This is a genomic window from Acidovorax sp. SUPP2825 (assembly GCF_030158995.1).
In the GTDB taxonomy this organism is placed as follows: domain Bacteria; phylum Pseudomonadota; class Gammaproteobacteria; order Burkholderiales; family Burkholderiaceae_C; genus Paracidovorax.
The window spans coordinates 205,893-223,630 of record NZ_BQXK01000007.1; the positions used below are offsets into that span (position 1 = coordinate 205,893).

General features: G+C 68.2%; 16 protein-coding genes and 1 pseudogene. All 17 read left to right on the forward strand.

Going from position 1 to position 17,738, the window contains the following annotated elements:
• Nucleotides 1-38 precede the first annotated feature (38 nt).
• Nucleotides 39-824, forward strand: a complete 786-nt coding sequence (locus AVAK2825_RS11395) for a glycosyltransferase family protein (RefSeq protein WP_284398136.1) — start codon at nt 39-41, stop codon at nt 822-824.
• The gene (locus AVAK2825_RS11400) at nt 821-1,924 is read left to right on the forward strand and encodes a glycosyltransferase family 4 protein (protein WP_284398141.1); all 1,104 of its coding nucleotides are present in this window, start codon (nt 821-823) and stop codon (nt 1,922-1,924) included. Before AVAK2825_RS11395 ends, AVAK2825_RS11400 begins: the two co-directional genes overlap by 4 nt.
• A 140-nt stretch (nt 1,925-2,064) precedes the next feature.
• The gene (argB, locus tag AVAK2825_RS11405) at nt 2,065-2,958 is read left to right on the forward strand and encodes an acetylglutamate kinase (protein ID WP_092745378.1); all 894 of its coding nucleotides are present in this window, start codon (nt 2,065-2,067) and stop codon (nt 2,956-2,958) included.
• A gap of 85 nt (nt 2,959-3,043) precedes the next feature.
• Nucleotides 3,044-3,751 carry a response regulator transcription factor gene (locus AVAK2825_RS11410; RefSeq protein ID WP_272565155.1) on the forward strand — a complete coding sequence of 236 codons (708 nt, stop codon included), beginning with the start codon at nt 3,044-3,046 and terminating at the stop codon, nt 3,749-3,751.
• A 57-nt stretch (nt 3,752-3,808) separates the two neighbouring features.
• Nucleotides 3,809-5,251, forward strand: coding sequence for an ATP-binding protein (locus AVAK2825_RS11415; protein WP_284398147.1), 1,443 nt, complete (start codon nt 3,809-3,811; stop codon nt 5,249-5,251).
• Nucleotides 5,252-5,376: 125 nt separating this feature from the next.
• Nucleotides 5,377-6,033 (forward strand): nucleoid occlusion factor SlmA, encoded by a 657-nt coding sequence (gene slmA / locus AVAK2825_RS11420; protein WP_284398150.1) that lies wholly within the window; start codon nt 5,377-5,379, stop codon nt 6,031-6,033.
• A 266-nt stretch (nt 6,034-6,299) separates the two neighbouring features.
• Nucleotides 6,300-6,968: a TetR/AcrR family transcriptional regulator gene (locus AVAK2825_RS11425; RefSeq protein WP_284398153.1), complete on the forward strand. Its 669-nt coding sequence runs from the start codon at nt 6,300-6,302 to the stop codon at nt 6,966-6,968.
• Between the two features lie 76 nt (nt 6,969-7,044).
• The gene (locus AVAK2825_RS11430) at nt 7,045-8,850 is read left to right on the forward strand and encodes an acyl-CoA dehydrogenase C-terminal domain-containing protein (protein ID WP_272565152.1); all 1,806 of its coding nucleotides are present in this window, start codon (nt 7,045-7,047) and stop codon (nt 8,848-8,850) included.
• 47 nt (nt 8,851-8,897) lie between these two features.
• A complete protein-coding gene (locus AVAK2825_RS11435) occupies nt 8,898-9,332 on the forward strand; it encodes a DUF2147 domain-containing protein (RefSeq protein WP_284398156.1) in 435 nt (144 codons plus the stop codon).
• 21 nt (nt 9,333-9,353) lie between these two features.
• The gene (locus AVAK2825_RS11440) at nt 9,354-11,774 is read left to right on the forward strand and encodes a 3-hydroxyacyl-CoA dehydrogenase/enoyl-CoA hydratase family protein (RefSeq protein ID WP_284398158.1); all 2,421 of its coding nucleotides are present in this window, start codon (nt 9,354-9,356) and stop codon (nt 11,772-11,774) included.
• Between the two features lie 19 nt (nt 11,775-11,793).
• Nucleotides 11,794-12,312 carry a DUF4442 domain-containing protein gene (locus AVAK2825_RS11445; RefSeq protein ID WP_272565149.1) on the forward strand — a complete coding sequence of 173 codons (519 nt, stop codon included), beginning with the start codon at nt 11,794-11,796 and terminating at the stop codon, nt 12,310-12,312.
• A gap of 45 nt (nt 12,313-12,357) precedes the next feature.
• Nucleotides 12,358-13,557 carry an acetyl-CoA C-acyltransferase gene (locus AVAK2825_RS11450; protein ID WP_284398160.1) on the forward strand — a complete coding sequence of 400 codons (1,200 nt, stop codon included), beginning with the start codon at nt 12,358-12,360 and terminating at the stop codon, nt 13,555-13,557.
• Nucleotides 13,558-13,651: 94 nt separating this feature from the next.
• Nucleotides 13,652-14,478: pseudogene (locus AVAK2825_RS11455) on the forward strand (acyl-CoA thioesterase).
• Between the two features lie 61 nt (nt 14,479-14,539).
• On the forward strand, nt 14,540-15,319 hold the full coding sequence (locus tag AVAK2825_RS11460; protein WP_272565146.1) for an enoyl-CoA hydratase: 780 nt from the start codon (nt 14,540-14,542) through the stop codon (nt 15,317-15,319).
• A 121-nt stretch (nt 15,320-15,440) separates the two neighbouring features.
• Nucleotides 15,441-16,478: a tripartite tricarboxylate transporter substrate-binding protein gene (locus AVAK2825_RS11465; protein ID WP_284398164.1), complete on the forward strand. Its 1,038-nt coding sequence runs from the start codon at nt 15,441-15,443 to the stop codon at nt 16,476-16,478.
• An 18-nt stretch (nt 16,479-16,496) separates the two neighbouring features.
• Complete coding sequence (locus AVAK2825_RS11470) at nt 16,497-16,985, forward strand: thioesterase family protein (protein WP_284398167.1); 489 nt, start codon at nt 16,497-16,499, stop codon at nt 16,983-16,985.
• 150 nt (nt 16,986-17,135) lie between these two features.
• Nucleotides 17,136-17,723 carry a bactofilin family protein gene (locus AVAK2825_RS11475; RefSeq protein ID WP_272565143.1) on the forward strand — a complete coding sequence of 196 codons (588 nt, stop codon included), beginning with the start codon at nt 17,136-17,138 and terminating at the stop codon, nt 17,721-17,723.
• Nucleotides 17,724-17,738 lie beyond the last annotated feature (15 nt).

Below are 17,738 nucleotides of genomic sequence, written 5' to 3' on the forward strand. Positions count from 1 at the left end.
GCAGGACGGTGTGCGAGGCAGACGACAATACCGGGTTCATGACGTCATCTCTCAATGCGGAACGGGGCCTGGTGGTCTCGCTGATCAGCCACGGCCACGGGCCCTGGGTGCAGGCTTTGCTGCAGGATCTGGCGCGCCTGTGCGGGGCCAGCGTGTCGCGCGTGGTGCTCACGCTCAACCTGCCCGAGGCCGAGCCGCAGGCCCCCGCCGCGGGCTGGCCCTTCGTGCTGGAGATTCGCCACAATGCGTCGCCGCTGGGTTTCGGCGCCAACCACAACCGCGCATTGCGCGGGGCGGTCGAGCCGATGGTCTGCGTGCTGAACCCCGACGTCAGCCTGCTCGGCGCGAACCCGTTTCCTGCGCTGTGCGAGGCCGCCCTGCCGGCGGACGTGGGCTGCGCCTACCCGGAGCAGGTGGACGGCCGCGGCCAGTTGCAGGATTCCGAGCGCGAGCTGCCTTCGCCCGCCGCGCTGTGGCGCCGCCGCGTGCTCGGGCACCGGGAGCACCGGGTGGACTGGGTGAACGCGGCGTTCCTGGTGATGCGGCGCGCGGTGTGGGACGTGCTGGAGGGGTTCGATGAAGGGTATTTCATGTATTGCGAGGATGTGGATTTGAGCTTGCGCATGCGGCTGAGGGGCCTGCGGCTGCACAAGGGCGCGGCCCGCGTGGGCCACGTCGGGCAGCGCGACAGCCAGCGCCGCATGGCCTACCTCGCCTGGCATGTGCGAAGCCTGTGGCGGCTGTGGCGCTCGCCGGTGTACCGGCAGGCACGATCTTTGTTACCGGAGGGCCCCCGCGGCCCGCATACCATCGGCGCTCCATGATCTGGTTGTCTCTGGTTGCGTTTCTGGTTTCCACGCTGGTGGCTGCGGGCATCGTCCGATGGGGGCGCGACCACGCGTCCGTGTACGGCGACACCATGCCGCAGCGATTCCACCTGGGGGATATTCCCCGGCTGGGCGGGGCGGCGCTGCTGGCTGGCATGGCCTGCAGCTGGATGCTGGGGGTGGTTCAGACGTCGTGGATGGGCGATCCGGGCTCGCTGCGGCTCGGCGCCTGGGTGGTGTGGTGGATCGTGGCGCTCCTGCCGTCGGCGGTGGGCGGCATCGTGGAAGACCTGACGCAGCGCCTGACCGTGCGCTACCGCCTGCTGCTCACGGCGCTGTCGGGCGGGCTGGCGCTGATGGTGCTGCAGTTGAACGTGCAGCGCATGGGCCTGCCCTGGCTGGACGGCTTCCTGGCCCAGACGCCCTGGCTGGGCATGGTGATCGTGGTGCTGGCGGTGGCCGGGCTGCCGCACGCCTTCAACATCATCGACGGCTACAACGGCCTGGCGGGCATGGTGGCGTTCATCGTCTGCCTGGCGCTGGCGCACGTCAGCCTGCAGGTGGGGGACCGGTCGCTCGCGACGCTGTTCGTTTGCACGGCGGCGGCCACGGCCGGGTTCCTGGTATGGAACTACCCGCGCGGCATGATCTTCGCCGGCGACGGGGGCTCCTACATCTGGGGCGTGGTGATCGCGCTGGGCAGCATCTCGCTCGTGCAGCGCAACCAGGACGTGTCGCCCTGGTTCCCCATGCTGCTGCTGATCTACCCGGTCTGGGAGACCGTCTTTTCCATCTACCGCAAGCTGGTGCGCGGGGTCTCGCCCGGCGTGGCGGACGCGCTGCATTTCCATCAGCTCATCTACCGGCGCATCGTGCGCGGGGTGTTCCACGACGACGAGTCCCGCCGGGTGCTCATGCGCAACAACCGCACCTCGCCCTACCTGTGGGGCTTCACCCTGCTGACGGTGGTGCCCGCGGTGCTGTTCTGGAGCAATACGGTCGTGCTGGCGATCTTCTGCGCCCTGTTCATGATCGCCTACGTCTCCGCCTACCTGGCCATCGTGCGCTTCAAGGTGCCCAGCTGGCTGCGGCACTGAAGACCGCCCGCGGGCCGCTGCTGAACGGCGCCGCCCGGGCCCTCGCCCCCGCCCGTCCCGCCCCAGCGCCGTCAGGGCGCCGGGGCAAGGCACAATGCGCATCTCCATCGCTTAACCGCTCCTTCAGCCGCGAGCTCTTCATGACGACCGACCTTCTTTCGATTGCTCCGCGCGACAAGGCCGAAATCCTGGCCCAGGCGCTGCCCTACATCCGCAAGTTCCATGGCAAGACCATGGTCATCAAATACGGCGGCAACGCCATGACCGACCCGGCGCTGCAGGCCGACTTCGCCGAAGACGTGGTGCTGCTCAAGCTGGTGGGCATGAACCCGGTGGTGGTGCACGGCGGCGGCCCGCAGATCGAGACCGCGCTCAACCGCCTGGGCAAGAAGGGGCAGTTCATTCAGGGCATGCGGGTGACCGACGCCGAAACCATGGAAGTCGTGGAGTGGGTGCTGGCGGGCGAAGTCCAGCAGGACATCGTGGGCCTGATCAACCAGGCGGGCGGCAAGGCCGTGGGCCTCACGGGGCGCGACGGCGGCATGATCCGCGCCCAGAAGCTCAAGATGGTGGACAACAAGGACCCGAGCATCGAGCACGACATCGGCCAGGTGGGCGACATCGTCTCCATCGACCCGAGCGTGGTCAAGGCGCTGCAGGACGATGCGTTCATCCCCGTCATCAGCCCCATCGGCTTCGGCGAGAACAACGAGAGCTACAACATCAACGCCGACGTCGTGGCCAGCAAGCTCGCCACCGTGCTGCAGGCCGAGAAGCTCGTGCTGCTCACCAACATCCCGGGCGTGCTGAACAAGGCGGGCGAGCTGCTCACCGACCTCACCGCCCGCGAGATCGACACGCTGTTCGCCGACGGCACCATCTCCGGCGGCATGCTGCCCAAGATCGCCGGCGCCCTCGATGCCGCCAAGGCCGGGGTGAACGCGGTGCACATCATCGACGGCCGCGTGCCGCACGCCATGCTGCTGGAAATCCTGACCGAGCAGGCCTACGGCACCATGATCCGCAGCCACTGAGATGCCGGTTTGCGCCTCGCCCGCCGTGCAGCGCGCCGCCCCCGGCGGTGCCGCGCCGGTCCGTTCCTGAGCGGGTGACAGGGCGATGCGCCTGCTGCTGGTCGAGGACGACGTCATGCTGGCCAGCGGCATCAAGCTGGGCCTGACCGATGCGGGCTATGCGGTGGACTGGGTGGGCAGCGGCGAGCGGGCCGAAGAGGTGCTGCGCACCGAATCGTTCGACGCCGCGATCATCGACATCGGCCTGCCGGGCATGGACGGGCTGGAACTCACCCGCTGCCTGCGCCGCCCCGAGATGGCCCATCCGGCCATGCCGGTGCTCATCCTCACGGCGCGCGACGCCCTGCACGACCGCGTGCAGGGGCTCGACCTGGGTGCTGACGACTACATGGTCAAGCCCTACGAGCTGCCCGAGCTGCTGGCGCGGCTGCGTGCCCTGCTGCGGCGCTCTCAGGCCGCGACCACGGCCATCCTGAGCTTCGGGCCGCTGGAGCTGGACACCGCCGGCCGCACCGTGAGCATCCGCACCGCCAGCGATCCCCATGCGCGCCAGCCCATCGAGCTGGGCCCGCGAGAGTGGACGGTGCTGGAATACCTGCTGATCCACGCGCCCAAGCCGGCCAGCAAGGAAAAGCTGCTGCAGGCCCTGACCGGCTGGGACAAGGAAATCACGCCCAATGCGGTGGAGGTGTACGTGTCGCGCCTGCGCAGCAAGCTGGAGCCCAATGGCGTGGCGCTGCGCTCCATCCGGGGTTTCGGCTACCGGCTGGAACTGCAGCCCCCGCGCGGCTGAGCACCCCGCCGTCTCCGCGCCCGCCCACCCCTACACCCGCACACCCCGGCCGCCGCCATGACCTCCGCGCTGCGCATCCGGCTGCTGCTGCTGCTGATCCTGCCGCTGTGCGCCCTGGCGCTGGCGGGCGCGTGGCTCGACTACCGTTCGGCGGACGAGGCCGCCAGCCGGCACGACCAGCGCCTTCTGCGGCTGCTGCCGGCGCTGGCCGACTCGGTGGTGGCCCCGCCCGTGAGCGACGGCGGCCCGCCGCTGCTGCTGCTCGCGCCCCCGGTGGAGGAGTTCCTGCGCCAGAACAGCGGCTTTGCCGGCTACAGCGTGCAGGACCTGTCCGGCCGCGTGCTGCTGGGCGAGGACTGGGTGCAGAGCGCCGTGCCGGCCACGCACGACCCCGAGTTCCACAGCGTCGAGTACGACAGCGTCACCTACCGCGTGGCCGTCCAGCGCAGCCGCACGGGGGCGGGCGAGCTGGTGGTGGCGCTGGCCGACGGATCCGATCCGCGCCAGCAGTGGGGCAAGCAGATGCTGCTGCGCGTGCTGCTGCCCAACCTGGTGCTGGTGGCGGCCGCGGCGCTGGCGATCCACTGGGCCGTGCGCCGCGCGTTCAAGCCGCTGGTGGACCTGGCCGAGGCCGTCGCCCGGCGCTCGCCCCGGGACTTGAACCCGATCGACGAAGCCGCGTCACCCGTGGAGGTGCGGCCCCTGGTGTATTCGCTGAACCGGCTGTTCGCCCTGGTGAACGAGCAGGCCGAGGGGCAGCGCCGCTTCGTGGCCGACGCCGCGCACCAGCTGCGCACGCCGCTGGCCAGCCTGCAGGCGCAGGTGGAAGCCTGGGCGCTGTCCGCGCAGGCGGGCAGCGGTCGGGAGGGTCATGGATCAAAACAGGCTCCAGCACAAATGGTACTAGGGCATGGTGCTATATATTTAGGAGCGGATCAGATCGAGAAGCTGCGGCAGGCCACGCGCCGCACCTCCAAGCTGGCGCACCAGTTGCTGGCCCTGTCGCGCGCGGATGCCCGCAGCCTGGACGCGCAGGCCATGCAGAGCGTGGATCTGAAGGACCTGTGCGAAAGCCTGCTGGAGGCGTTCCTCGACGCGGCCACCGCCAAGGGGCTGGACCTGGGGCTGGAGGTCGCGCCGGCCCGCGCCGTGGGCCACGGCTGGCTGCTGCGCGAGCTGCTCACCAACCTGGTGGACAACGCCATCAAATACACGCCGGCCGGTGGTGCCGTGACCATCCGCTGCGGCGGCGCTGCGAACGGCGGCGCCTTCCTGCAAGTCGAGGACGACGGACCGGGCATTCCCGAGGCGGAGCAGGCGCGGGTGCTGCAGCGCTTTTACCGGGTGCCGGGGGCTGCGGGGGAGGGCACCGGACTGGGGCTGGCCATTGCCGACGAGATCGCGCGCGTGCACGGCGCGGCGCTGGGCCTGGGGCGCGGGCCGGCCGGCCGGGGGCTGGTGGTGACGGTGTTTTTCGCGCCGGCGCGCAAGGTCCGGTAGCCGCCTGTTGCGCTGATGGTTTCACCGCTCTGACGGCGCAGCGTGGTGCTGGAAATGATGGGGGCTGTCTCCACGAAGCCCGGCAGGACCCGTGTGCGAGAATCAATTGCATACATCTGTTGCCCATGCCTGAACTCCAGTCCCTGCCTGAACCTGTCGCCACCACTGTGGCGCAAGACGTCCCTGCGGTCCGCAAACGTCCCAAGCCGGGGGAGCGGCGGGTGCAGATCCTCCAGGCGCTGGCCGGCATGCTGGAGCAGCCCGGCTCGGAGCGCATCACCACGGCCGCGCTGGCGGCGCGCCTTTCGGTCAGCGAGGCTGCGCTCTACCGGCACTTCGCCAGCAAGGCGCAAATGTTCGAGGGATTGATCGATTTCATCGAGCAATCGGTCCTCACGCTGGTGAACCAGATCATGGAGCGCGGTGCGCAGTCCGACACCTCGGGCACGCAGCAGGCCGCGCGCATCATCGCCATGGTGCTGCAGTTCGGCGAGCGCAACCCGGGCATGGTGCGCGTGATGGTGGGCGATGCCCTGGTGCTGGAGAACGAGCGCCTGCAGCAGCGCATGAACCAGTTCTTCGACAAGATCGAATCGAGCCTGCGGCAGTGCCTGCGCCCCGCCGCACAGGCCGCCGGGGCCGATGCGCCCACGGTCGATGCCCAGGTGCGCGCCGCGGCGCTGTGCGACCTGGTGCGGGGGCGGCTGCAGCGGCATGCGCGCTCGGGCTTCCGGCGCGCGCCCAGCGAGCACCTCGAGGCCACGCTCGCGCTGCTGCTCTGACCCGCTGCCCCAGGCCGGCTGCGGGTCCTGCTGCCTGGGTGACGCCAGGCATTCCAGACTTTCTACTTCCCCCGAAGCGTGCCAGCCCGGCCGGCCGGGCTGGCGTTGCCGCTTGGCGCGGTCGCACTGCGTTGCTTCGTCCCGCCGTTCCAGCGTTGCGCGCGCGGCTAGGGGTTTTCCCGGTGCGGAGCCCCTCATCGCCCCGCGGGATGGGCAGGCCCGGCGTTTTCATGCAAAATAGCACGATCGTTCGTTTTATTTTCTCCATGCCGGTCACCTCCCTCCCATCCCGCTCCGTTCGCTCCGCCAGCACCCGCGAAGGCCGTGCCTTGCAAAAGGGCCAGCAGACCAAGGCGGCGATCGTCGAGGCCGCGCTGGGCCTGGCCACGCACATCGGGCTGGAAGGCCTGTCGATCGGGGCGCTGGCGGACGTGACGGGCATGAGCAAGTCCGGCGTGTTCGCCCATTTCGGTTCGCGTGAGGAGCTGCAGATCTCCGTCATCCGCGAATACCACGCGCGCTTCGAGCAGGAAGTGTTCTACCCGGCCGTGTCCGCCCCACGGGGCCTGCCGCGCTTGCGGGCCCTGTTCGGCAACTGGATGAAGCGCACCTCCATCGAAATCGATTCGGGCTGCATCTACATCAGCGGTGCCGTGGAGTTCGACGACCGCACCGGCCCGGTGCGCGATGCGCTGGCCAGTTCGGTGCTGACTTGGCTGGCCGCCATGAAGCGCGCCATCGACCAGTGCAAGGAGCAGGGCGAACTGCGCGGCGACGTGAATGCCGAGCAGATGCTGTTCGAGATCCACGGCCTCATCCTGGCGCTGCACTACGAGGCGCGCTTCCTGCAGACGCCCGGCTCCATCGACCGGGCCAATGCCGGCTTCGACAGCATCCTCACCCGCTATGGCGCACCGCCATCCGCGCAGGATTAACCGACCCGTTTCGCGTTTTTCTCTCTCTCCCTCTTTCCTTTTCATTTCCCACCCTTTCCATCCAAGGAGCCTCCCCATGCCGACCTACACGCCGCCCCTTCGCGACATGCAATTCGTACTGCACGAGGTGTTCAAGGCGACCGAAGAACTGAAGGCCCTGCCCAAGCATGCCGACGTGGACGTGGACACCATCAACGCCGTGCTGGAAGAGGCGGGCAAGTTCGCCACCGGCGTGGCGTTCCCGCTCAACATCAGCGGGGACGAGGAAGGCTGCACGCTCGACAAAGCAACGCACGAGGTGACCACGCCCAAGGGTTTCAAGCAGGCCTACGCGCAGTACGTGGAAGGCGGCTGGGCGGCCCTGAGCTGCGAGACCGAATACGGCGGCCAGGGCCTGCCGTTCGTGCTGAACCAGTGCCTGTATGAAATGCTCAACAGCGCCAACCAGGCCTGGACGATGTACCCCGGCCTGTCGCACGGCGCCTACGAGGCGCTGCACGCGCACGGCACGCCCGAGCAAAAGAAGCTCTACCTGCCCAAGCTGACCAGCGGCGAATGGACCGGCACCATGTGCTTGACCGAGCCCCATTGCGGTACCGACCTGGGGCTGCTGCGTACCAAGGCCGAGCCCGTGGCCGGCGCGCCCGAAGGCACCTACAAGATCACCGGCAACAAGATCTTCATCAGCGCGGGTGAACACGATTTCACCGAGAACATCGTCCACCTGGTGCTGGCCCGCCTGCCTGATGCGCCCAAGGGCAGCAAGGGCATCAGCCTGTTCATCGTGCCCAAGTACCACGTGAACGCCGACGGCTCGCTGGGCGAGCGCAACCCGATCTTCTGCGCCGGGCTGGAGCACAAGATGGGCATCCACGGCAACGCCACGGCGCAGATCGCCATCGACGGCGCCATCGGCACGCTGGTGGGCCAGCCGCACAAGGGCCTGCAGGCCATGTTCGTGATGATGAATGCCGCGCGCCTGGGCGTGGGTAACCAGTCGCTGGGCCTGACCGAAGTGGCGTTCCAGAACGCGCTGGCCTACGCCAAGGACCGCACGCAGATGCGCAGCCTGTCGGGCACGAAAGCCAAGGACAAGGATGCCGACCCGATCATCGTGCACCCCGACGTGCGCAAGATGCTGCTGACCGCCAAGGCCTACGCCGAAGGCGCCCGCGCGCTGCAGATCTACTGCACACTGCTGCTCGACAAATCGCACAGCCATCCCGACGAAAAGGTGCGCCAGGAGGCGGACGAACTGGTGGCGCTGCTCACGCCCATCGTCAAGGCCTTCATCACCGACAACGGGCACATCGCCACCAACGCCTGCATGCAGGTCTTCGGCGGCCATGGCTTCATCAAGGAATGGGGCATGGAGCAGTTCGTGCGCGACAACCGCATCAACATGATCTATGAAGGCACCAACACCATCCAGTCGCTGGACCTGCTGGGCCGCAAGGTGCTGGGCAACAACGGCGCCACGCTCAAGAAGTTCGGCAAGCTGGTGGGCCAGCTGGTGCAGGAAGAGGGCGTGAACGAGAAGATGGCCGAGTTCATCAACCCTATCGCCTACCTGGGCGAGCAGATGACCAAGTTCACCACCGAGATCGGCTTCAAGGGCTTCCAGAACCCCGACGAAGTGGGCGCTGCCGCCGTGGACTACCTGCGCGTGGCCGGCCACCTGGTGTTCGGCTACCTGTTCGCCCGCATGGCGCAGGTGGCGCTGCGCGAGATTGCCAATGGCAACACCGACCCGTTCTATGTCGCCAAGCTGCAGACGGCGCGTTTCTACTTCGCCAAGCTGTTCCCCGAAACGGCCACGCTGATGCGCACCGCGCGTGCCGGCGCCAAGCCGCTGATGGACACCGACGCCGCGCTGGCCTGACCGCACCGGCCGCCCCCTTCCCCGCCTTTTTTTGCACTGGAGCCGTTATGAATAAAACGCTAGCAGCGATGTTGTGTGTGGCCGTGGCCGCCCCCGCGTGGGCCCAGATGTCGCCCGTGGGCGGGTGGCGCAGCATCGACGACAAGACGGGCGAGGCCAAGGCCGAGATCCGCATCGCCGAAACGGGCGGCGCGCTCACCGGGCGCATCGAGAAGTCGCTGAAGAAGGACACGCCCGCCGATGCGGTCTGCGTCGAATGCCAGGACGACCGCAAGGGCCAGCCCATCGCCGGCCTGGAGATCATCCGGGGCGGCAAGAAGGCCGAAGGCAAGGACGTGTGGGAGGGCGGCAAGATCCTCGACCCCGAAAACGGCAAGGAATACCGCGCCAGCTTCACGCCCATCGACGGCGGCGCCAAGCTGGAGGTGCGCGGCTACCTCGGCCCGTTCTGGCGCACGCAGGTCTGGCAGCGCATGCAGTAACCCATTCCAAAGAAACCAACCATGTCCCGATTCCAAGTGAAGAAAGTCGCCGTGCTCGGCGCGGGCGTGATGGGTGCGCAGATCGCCGCCCACCTCGCCAACGTGAAAGTGCCGGTCGTCCTGTTCGACCTGCCTGCCAAGGAAGGCCCGAAGAACGGCATCGTCACCAAGGCCATCGAGGGGCTCAAGAAGCTCAAGCCCGCGCCGCTGGGCGTGGCGGAAGACGCCGCGCTGATCGGCCAGGCCAACTATGAAGAGCACCTGGAGCAGCTGCGCGGGTGCGATCTCATCATCGAAGCGATCGCCGAGCGCATGGACTGGAAGCTCGATCTCTACAAGAAGATCGCGCCCTTCGTCGCACCCGGCGCCATCGTGGCCTCGAACACCTCCGGCCTGTCGATCACGCGCCTGAGCGAGGCGCTGCCCGACGCCATCAAGCCGCGCTTTTGCGGCATCCACTTCTTCAACCCGCCGCGCTACATGACGCTGGTGGAGCTGATCGACACGCCGACGACCCGGCCCGAGGTGCTCGACCAGCTCGAAGCCTTCGTGACCAGCGGCCTCGGCAAGGGCGTGGTGCGCGCGCACGACACGCCCAACTTCATCGCCAATCGCGTCGGCATCGCCGGCATGCTGGCGACGATGAAGGAAGTGGAGAACTTCGGCCTGACCTACGACGTGGTGGACGATCTCACGGGCAAGAAGCTGGGCCGCGCCAGCAGCGGCACCTTCCGCACCGCCGACGTGGTGGGCCTGGACACCATGGCGCACGTCATCAAGACGCTCCAGGACAACCTGACCGAAGAGAGCGATCCGTTCTACGGCAGCTTCGGCACGCCCGAGGTGCTGAACAAACTCATCGAGATGAAGAACCTGGGCCAGAAGGCCAAGGCGGGCTTCTACAAGAAGGTGGGCCGCGACATCCTGCGCTTCGACCTGGAAAGCGGCGAGTACGTGCCCGGTGGCCAGAAGGCCGACGAGGTGTATGCCCGCATGCTGAAGAAGCCCGCCGGCGAGCGCCTGAAGCTGCTGCGCCATGCCGAGGGCGCGCAGGGCCGTTTCCTCTGGGCCATCCTGCGCAACAGTTTCCATTACGCTGCCGTGCACCTGGGCACCATCGCTGACAACGCGCGCGACGTGGACCAGGCCATGCGATGGGGCTTCGGCATGAAGCAGGGCCCCTTCGAGCTGTGGCAGGAAGCCGGCTGGCTGGAGGTAGCGAAGATGATCCAGGAGGACATCGACGCCGGCAAGGCGCTCAGCAAGGCGCCGCTGCCCGACTGGGTTTTCAAGGGCCCGGTGGCCGAGGCCGGCGGCGTGCACACGGCCGAAGGATCGTGGAGCGCTTCGCGCGCCAAGTTCGTGCCGCGCCGCCAGCTGCCCGTGTACGAGCGCCAGCACTTCCCCGAGAAGCTGCTGGGCGAGGCGCTGCCCGACTGGCGCACGGCCGGCACCACGGTGTCCGAGTCCGATGCGCTGCGCACCTGGACGCTGGACAAGGATGGAGGCCCCTCCGGTAGCCGGATCCTGATCGCCAGCATCCAGAGCAAGATGCATGCGATCAGCCCCGACGTGATGGAGGGCCTCGTCGAAGCCATCGACACCGCCGAGCGCGAATACGACGGGCTGGTGATCTGGTCCGGCGACGCGCCGTTCAGCGTGGGCGCCGATCTGGCCGCCACCATGCCGGCCTTCGTCGTGGCCGGCATCTCGGCCATCGAAAGCGTCGAGCAGGAACTGCAGAACCTCATGCTGCGCCTGCGCTACGCCCAGGTGCCGGTGGTGTCCGCCATCCACGGCATGGCACTGGGTGGCGGCTGCGAGCTGGCCGTGTATTCGGCCCGCCGCGTGGCGCACATGGAAAGCTACATCGGCCTCGTCGAAGTGGGCGTGGGCCTGGTGCCGGGCGCCGGCGGCCTGACCTACATCGCGCGCCGTGCGGCCGAGAACGCCGCCGCCTCCACGGGCAAGGACATCCTGCCCTTCCTGACCGAAGGCTTCACCGCGGCGGCCATGGCCAAGGTGGGCACCAGCGCGCTGGAATCGAAGAAGCTCGGCTACCTGCTGGACAGCGACATCGTCGTGCCGCACAAGGACGAGGTGCTGTTCGTCGCCCTGAACGAGGCCAAGGCGATGGCGGCCAGCGGCTGGCGCGCGCCCAACAAGCGCCTGTTCCCCGTGGCCGGTCGCAGCGGCATCGCCACCATCCGCGGCTCGCTGGTGAACATGCGCGACGGTGGCTTCATCAGCGACCACGACCAGCACATCGCCACCCTGATCGCCGAGATCGTGTGCGGCGGCGACGTGGACGCCGGCACGCTGGTGAGCGAGGAATACCTGATGGCGCTGGAGCGCAAGGCCTTCTGCGCGCTCATCCAGCACCCCAAGACGCAGGAGCGCATCCTGGGCATGCTGAACACCGGCAAGCCCCTGCGCAACTGATGTGCCATCGGACGACCGCATGACGACCTCCACCGGCGCATTCCCGCCCAACCGCATGCAGCTCCAGCTGGAACAGGTGGACGAGTTCCCGAAGTTCCTGCGCCCCTGGGTGCGCAACCTGGTGCTGCGCCGCGCCGTGCCGTTCACCCGCACGGCGCGCGTGGAGTTCATCGAGATGTCGCCGAACCGCGTGGAAGTGCGCCTGCCCAACGAGCACCGCGTGCGCAATCACGTCGGCAGCATCCATGCCTCGGCCATGAACCTGCTGGCCGAGACGGCCACGGGCATGGCGATGGGCCTGAACGTGCGCGACGACTGCCTGCCGCTGGCCAAGGACCTGAAGATGGCCTTTCGCAAGCGCGCCACGGGCGCCTTGCGCGCGGTGGCTGTGCTGACCGACGCGCAGCGCCAGGCCATGCAGGACAGCGACAAGGGCGAGATGCAGGTGCAGGTCACCGTGACCGACGAGGCCGGCATCGAGCCGGTGGAATGCGAATTCACGTGGGCCTGGATTCCGTCCAGCCGCCCCGCCAAGTAACTGATTGACTGACCGATCGATTGATCGATTGAAGGAGCCTTCTCCATGGCAAAACAAATGCAGGACGCCTACATCGTCGCCGCCACGCGCACGCCCATCGGCAAGTCGCACCGCGGCTTCTTCCGCAACACCCGCCCCGACGATCTGCTGGCGACCACCCTCAAGGCGGCCCTGGCCCAGGTGCCCGGGCTGGACCCGGCCTCCATCGAAGACATCATCTGCGGCTGCGCGATTCCCGAAGGCGCCCAGGGGCTGAACGTGGCGCGCATCGGCGCCGTGCTGGCGGGGCTGCCCACCAGCGTGGGCGGCATCACCGTGAACCGTTTCTGCGCCTCGGGCCTGTCGGCCGTGCAGATGGCGGCCGACCGCATCCGCGTGGGCGAGGCCGACGTGATGATCGCCGCCGGAGTGGAAAGCATGAGCATGGTGCCCATGATGGGCAACACGCCCTCGCTGTCGCCCAGCATCTTCGACAAGGACGGTGACGTGGGCATCGCCTACGGCATGGGCCTCACGGCCGAGAAGGTGGCGCAGCAGTGGAAGGTATCGCGCGAGGACCAGGACGCCTTCGCGCTGCAGTCGCACCAGAAGGCGCTGGCCGCGCAGCAGGCCGGCGAGTTCACCGACGAGATCACGCCCATCGAGGTGACCGACCGCACGGCGGACCTGGAGACGGGCGAGAGCATCGCCAAGACCCGCACCGTGGCGCTGGACGAAGGCGCACGGCCCGACACCAGCCTGGAAGGCCTGGCCAAGCTCAAGACGGTGTTCGCCGCGCGGGGCTCGGTCACCGCCGGCAACAGCTCGCAGACCAGCGACGGTGCGGGCGCGCTGATCCTGGCGAGCGAGGCGGCCGTGAAGCGTTTCGGCCTCACGCCGTTGGCCCGCTTCGTGAGCTTCGCCAGCAAGGGCGTGCCGCCCAGCATCATGGGCATCGGCCCCATCGAGGCCATTCCGGCCGCGTTGCGCTATGCGGGCCTCAAGCATGAAGACATCGACTGGTTCGAGTTGAACGAAGCCTTCGCCGCGCAGTCGCTGGCGGTCGTGCGCCAATTGGGCCTGGACCCTTCCAAGGTCAATCCCATGGGCGGCGCCATCGCCCTGGGCCACCCTCTGGGCGCCACGGGCGCCATCCGCGCCGCCACGGTGGTGCATGCGCTGCGCCGCAAGAACCTCAAGTACGGCATGGTGACCATGTGCGTGGGCATGGGGCAGGGCGCTGCAGGCATTTTCGAGCGCGTCTGAGGTCGGGGGCGCATTGCGCGCCCCGCCATTCCGGGGTTCAGGCAGTCGCCGGCACGACGGGACGGAGAAAGCAATCACGGCACACTCGCACACCATGACTCTCGATCTCCATCCCCTGGACGACGCGCTGGCCCTGGAGCCGGCCGGTGCCCACCAGTACACCGGCCGGACCACGCCCGCGTACTGGAACATGGTCGGCCTTTCGGCGGCGCGACGGCCGCGGTGCTGCTGCAGGCCGTGCTGCAGCACCCCGACCGCCTGGGGGAGCCGCTGTCGCTCACCGTCAATTACGCCGGCGCGGTGTCGCAGGGCCCCTTCACGGTGCAGGCCACGCCGGTGCGCACCAACCGGTCCACGCAGCACTGGACGCTGTCCATCGTGCAGCCCGGCGCCGACGGCGAATGGGTCACCACCACCACGGGCACCGCCGTGACCGCCGCCCGCCGCGAAACCTGGAGCCTGGCCGACACCCCCATGCCGACAGCGCCCGGCCCCGACACCCTGGAGCCGCTGGCCAAAGGGCTGGGCGTGGCCTGGCTCGACCGCTACGAATTGCGGCCGGTGGCCGGGGCCTTGCCGCAGCGCTGGGACGGCAGCGGCGACAGCAGCCTCTCGCAGCTGTGGATGCGCGATGCGCCGGCCCGCCCGCTCGACTTCTGCGCGCTGGCGGCACTGGCCGATGTGTTCTTTCCGCGGGTCTGGCTGCGCCGTGCGCACCGGGTGCGGGCGGGCACGGTGTCCCTCACGGTGTATTTCCACGCGGGGCGGGAGCAGCTGGCGGCCACGGGCACCGGATTCTTGCTGGGCCAGGCGCGCGCGCAAGAATTCCGCAATGGCTTTTTCGATCAGACGGCCCAGTTGTGGAACGATGCCGGCACCATGCTGGCCAGCAGCCACCAGATCGTTTATTACAAGGAATGAGGCGCCCCCGGCGCCCCGTTCGCTTTCCCCTCCCACGACCTTCCATGGCAGGAGCTTTCCCATGACCGATACCCCGACCCAGGACATCCTCGTTCACACCGAATCCGGCGTGGCCACCATCACCTTCAACCGCGTGGAGAAAAAGAACTCCATCACCACCGCGATGTACGCCGCGCTGGCGGATGCGCTGGAGTCCGCCGCGGCCGACAGCGCGGTGCGCGTGGTCGTGCTGCAGGGCGATGTGGCCATCTTCAGCGCCGGCAACGACATCGGCGACTTCCTGAACAAGCCGCCGTCCACGCAGGACTCGCCGGTGTTCCGTTTCCTGCGCGGCATCGCCACGTTCCCGAAGCCGGTGGTGGCCGCGGTCTGCGGTCCGGCCGTGGGCATCGGCACCACCATGCTCTTTCACTGCGACCTGGTCTACGCGGGCGACAACGCCGCGTTCTCCATGCCCTTCGTCAACTTGGGGCTGTGCCCCGAGGCCGCGTCCAGCCTGCTCGTGCCGCAGATGATGGGCTACCACCGTGCCGCCGAGGCGCTGCTGCTGGGCGAGCCCTTCCTGGCCGAGGCGGCGCTGGAGGTGGGACTGGTCAACCGCGTGGTGCCGCCCACGGAGTGCAACATGGTGGCCCAGACCCAGGCGCGCAAGTTGGCGGCCAAGCCGCTTTCCGCGCTCATCGAGACCAAGCGGCTCATGAAGCAGGGCCAGACGGCTGCGGTGCTGGAGCGCATGGCGCAGGAGGGTGCGAGCTTCGGTCGCATGCTGCAGGAGCCCGCGGCGCGGGAGGCGTTCAGCGCCTTCGTCGAGAAACGCCGGCCGGATTTCAGCGCGGTGTGACAGCATCTGAGGGGGCGCGGCCTGGCGTTTTGCCTGGGAACTGGGCATAACGATAGATGCCGGCGGCATGAATCTGGCAGTACATTCCTGCTCATCCATAAACCCCCTGCCGGACCGTGCCATGACTGCTGTCAAACCACCTTCGCCATTCGCTGCTCCCCGCGCGCCGTCGCGCCGCGCCTTTGTGCAATGGGGCGCATCGCTTGCCAGCGGCGCCCTGGGGTCGTCGGCCCTGGCGCAGGGGGCGGTCGCTCCGGCACCCGTGCCGCTGGAAGGCGGCATCCTCAAGGTGGTGGTGCCGTATGCGGCCGGCGGCGCATCCGACCGGGCCGCGCGCCTGCTGGCCGATGCCCTCGGTCCCCGGCTGGCGGTGCCGGTGGTGGTGGAAAACCGCGTGGGCGCGGGGGGGCGGCTGGCCGTCCAGCAGTTGCACCGCGACAGTTCCGGCCAGAACCAGGTCGTGCTGGCCAACCCGGCCACCATGCTGGTGGCGCCCCTGGTCTTCAAGGACAATGGCTACGACCCCGACAAGGACTATGTGGCCCTGTCCCAGATCACGAGCTATCAGTTCGGTCTGGCCGTGTCCACGGCCGTGCCGGTCAAGGAATTCGCCCACCTGCACGCCTGGATGCTGGCCAATCAGGACAAGGTGGCCGCCGGCGTGCCGGCCACCGGCAGCCTGCCGCATTTCTTTGCCCTGATGCTGGCGGAAAAGCTTTCCCTGCAACTGCCCGTCGTCGGATATCGGGGGTCCGCGCCGCTGCTCAACGATCTGATGGGCGGTCACGTCCCCATCGCCGTGGACACGCTGGATGCGCTGGAGCCGCTGCACAAGGCCGGCAAGCTGCGCATTCTGGCGGTGTCGGGCGATCACCGGTCGTCCACGCTGCCGACGGTGCCCACCTTCAAGGAGGCGGGGCTGGGCCTGTCCGCCCTCGGCTGGAACGTGCTCTACGCGCCTGCGTGGCTGCCGCCCGCCCGCGCCCGGCGCATCGCCGACACGGTGACCCAGGTCATGGCGGACCCGGCCCTGCAGGCCCGCTTCGTGGCGGCCGACATGGTGCCCGTGGTCAGCTCGCGCGACCAGACCGCCAAAATGCTGACGGCCTACAAGGCGCAATGGGCGCCGGTGGTCCGCCATTCGGGCTTCCAGCCCTGAACCCTTGCCCCTTCCTCGATGACTCCACCCCCTGATTCCGCCCAGCCCTCTCCGTTCGAGGCCGAGTTCATCGATGGTTTGAAGGACATCTTCGAGCAGCGCATCGTCTTCAACCAGTTGCTCGGTCTCAAGGTCACGCATCTGGGGGCCGCACATGTCGAGGCGCGCATCGAGATGAAGCCCGAGCTGGTGGGACACTACGCCTACAACCGCGTGCACGGCGGTGTCATCAGCGCGGGGCTGGATGCCATGGGGGGGCTTGCCGTGATGGCGGCCATCGGTGCCCGCCACATGGACGAGCCGCCCGCGCAGCGCCTGCACCGCTTCGGCAAGCTGGGCACCATCGACCTGCGCATCGACTATCTGCGGCCGGGCATCGGGAGCCACTTCACCCTGCGGGCTGAGGTGCTGCGGCTGGGCTCGCGCGTGGCCAGCACGCGCATGGAGTTTTTCGGCCCGGACGGCACCCTCATGTCGGCGGGCGCTGCCGCCTACATCGTTTCGTAGCCGGAGCCTACGCACGATCGCGGCGATGTATGTCGCTGCAAAGCATGCAAGTGCATGCAACGATCGAATGGTTTGGTTACCGTTCTTGCGTAACGCGGGGAGTTTTCGCGGAACGTCGCTTCTAGCATGGCTCTTTTTCAAGGAGATCTGATGGCCGTGCAAAACCCCTTCTTCGGCAAGCGTGAACCCGACGCATTCCAGCCTCGCCAACCTTCTTCCGTCCTCGGCGGTGCGACCACCGTGGTGCCCGGTGGCAACAGTGCCACGACCGCCACCCCTTCTTCCGCCAAGCCCGTGTCCACGGGCACGGCGCCCGGCAGTGCCGTTTCCGACGGCGTGGGCAGCAAGCTGACGGTGGGCCCGAACATCAAGCTCAAGGGGGTGGAGATCACCGATTGCGACACGCTCGTGGTCGAAGGCACGGTGGAGGCCACGATGGACTCCCGCGTGATCCACATCGCCGAGCAGGGCGCCTTCCGCGGCTCTGCCGAGATCGACATCGCCGAGATCCACGGCGAGTTCGACGGCACGCTCACCGTGCGCGAAAAGCTCGTGATCTACAGCACCGGCAAGGTGACCGGCAAGATCCGCTACGGCAAGGTGGTGATCGAAGAGGGCGGCCAGTTGGCCGGCGAAATCTTTGCCGGCACGTCGGGCCCCGCTCCCCGAGCCAATGCGGTGAGCAACAACAACACCACCAACGCGCGCAACGAAGCGCCTGCACTCGCCGCGGCCTGAGCCTCGGCGGGCATT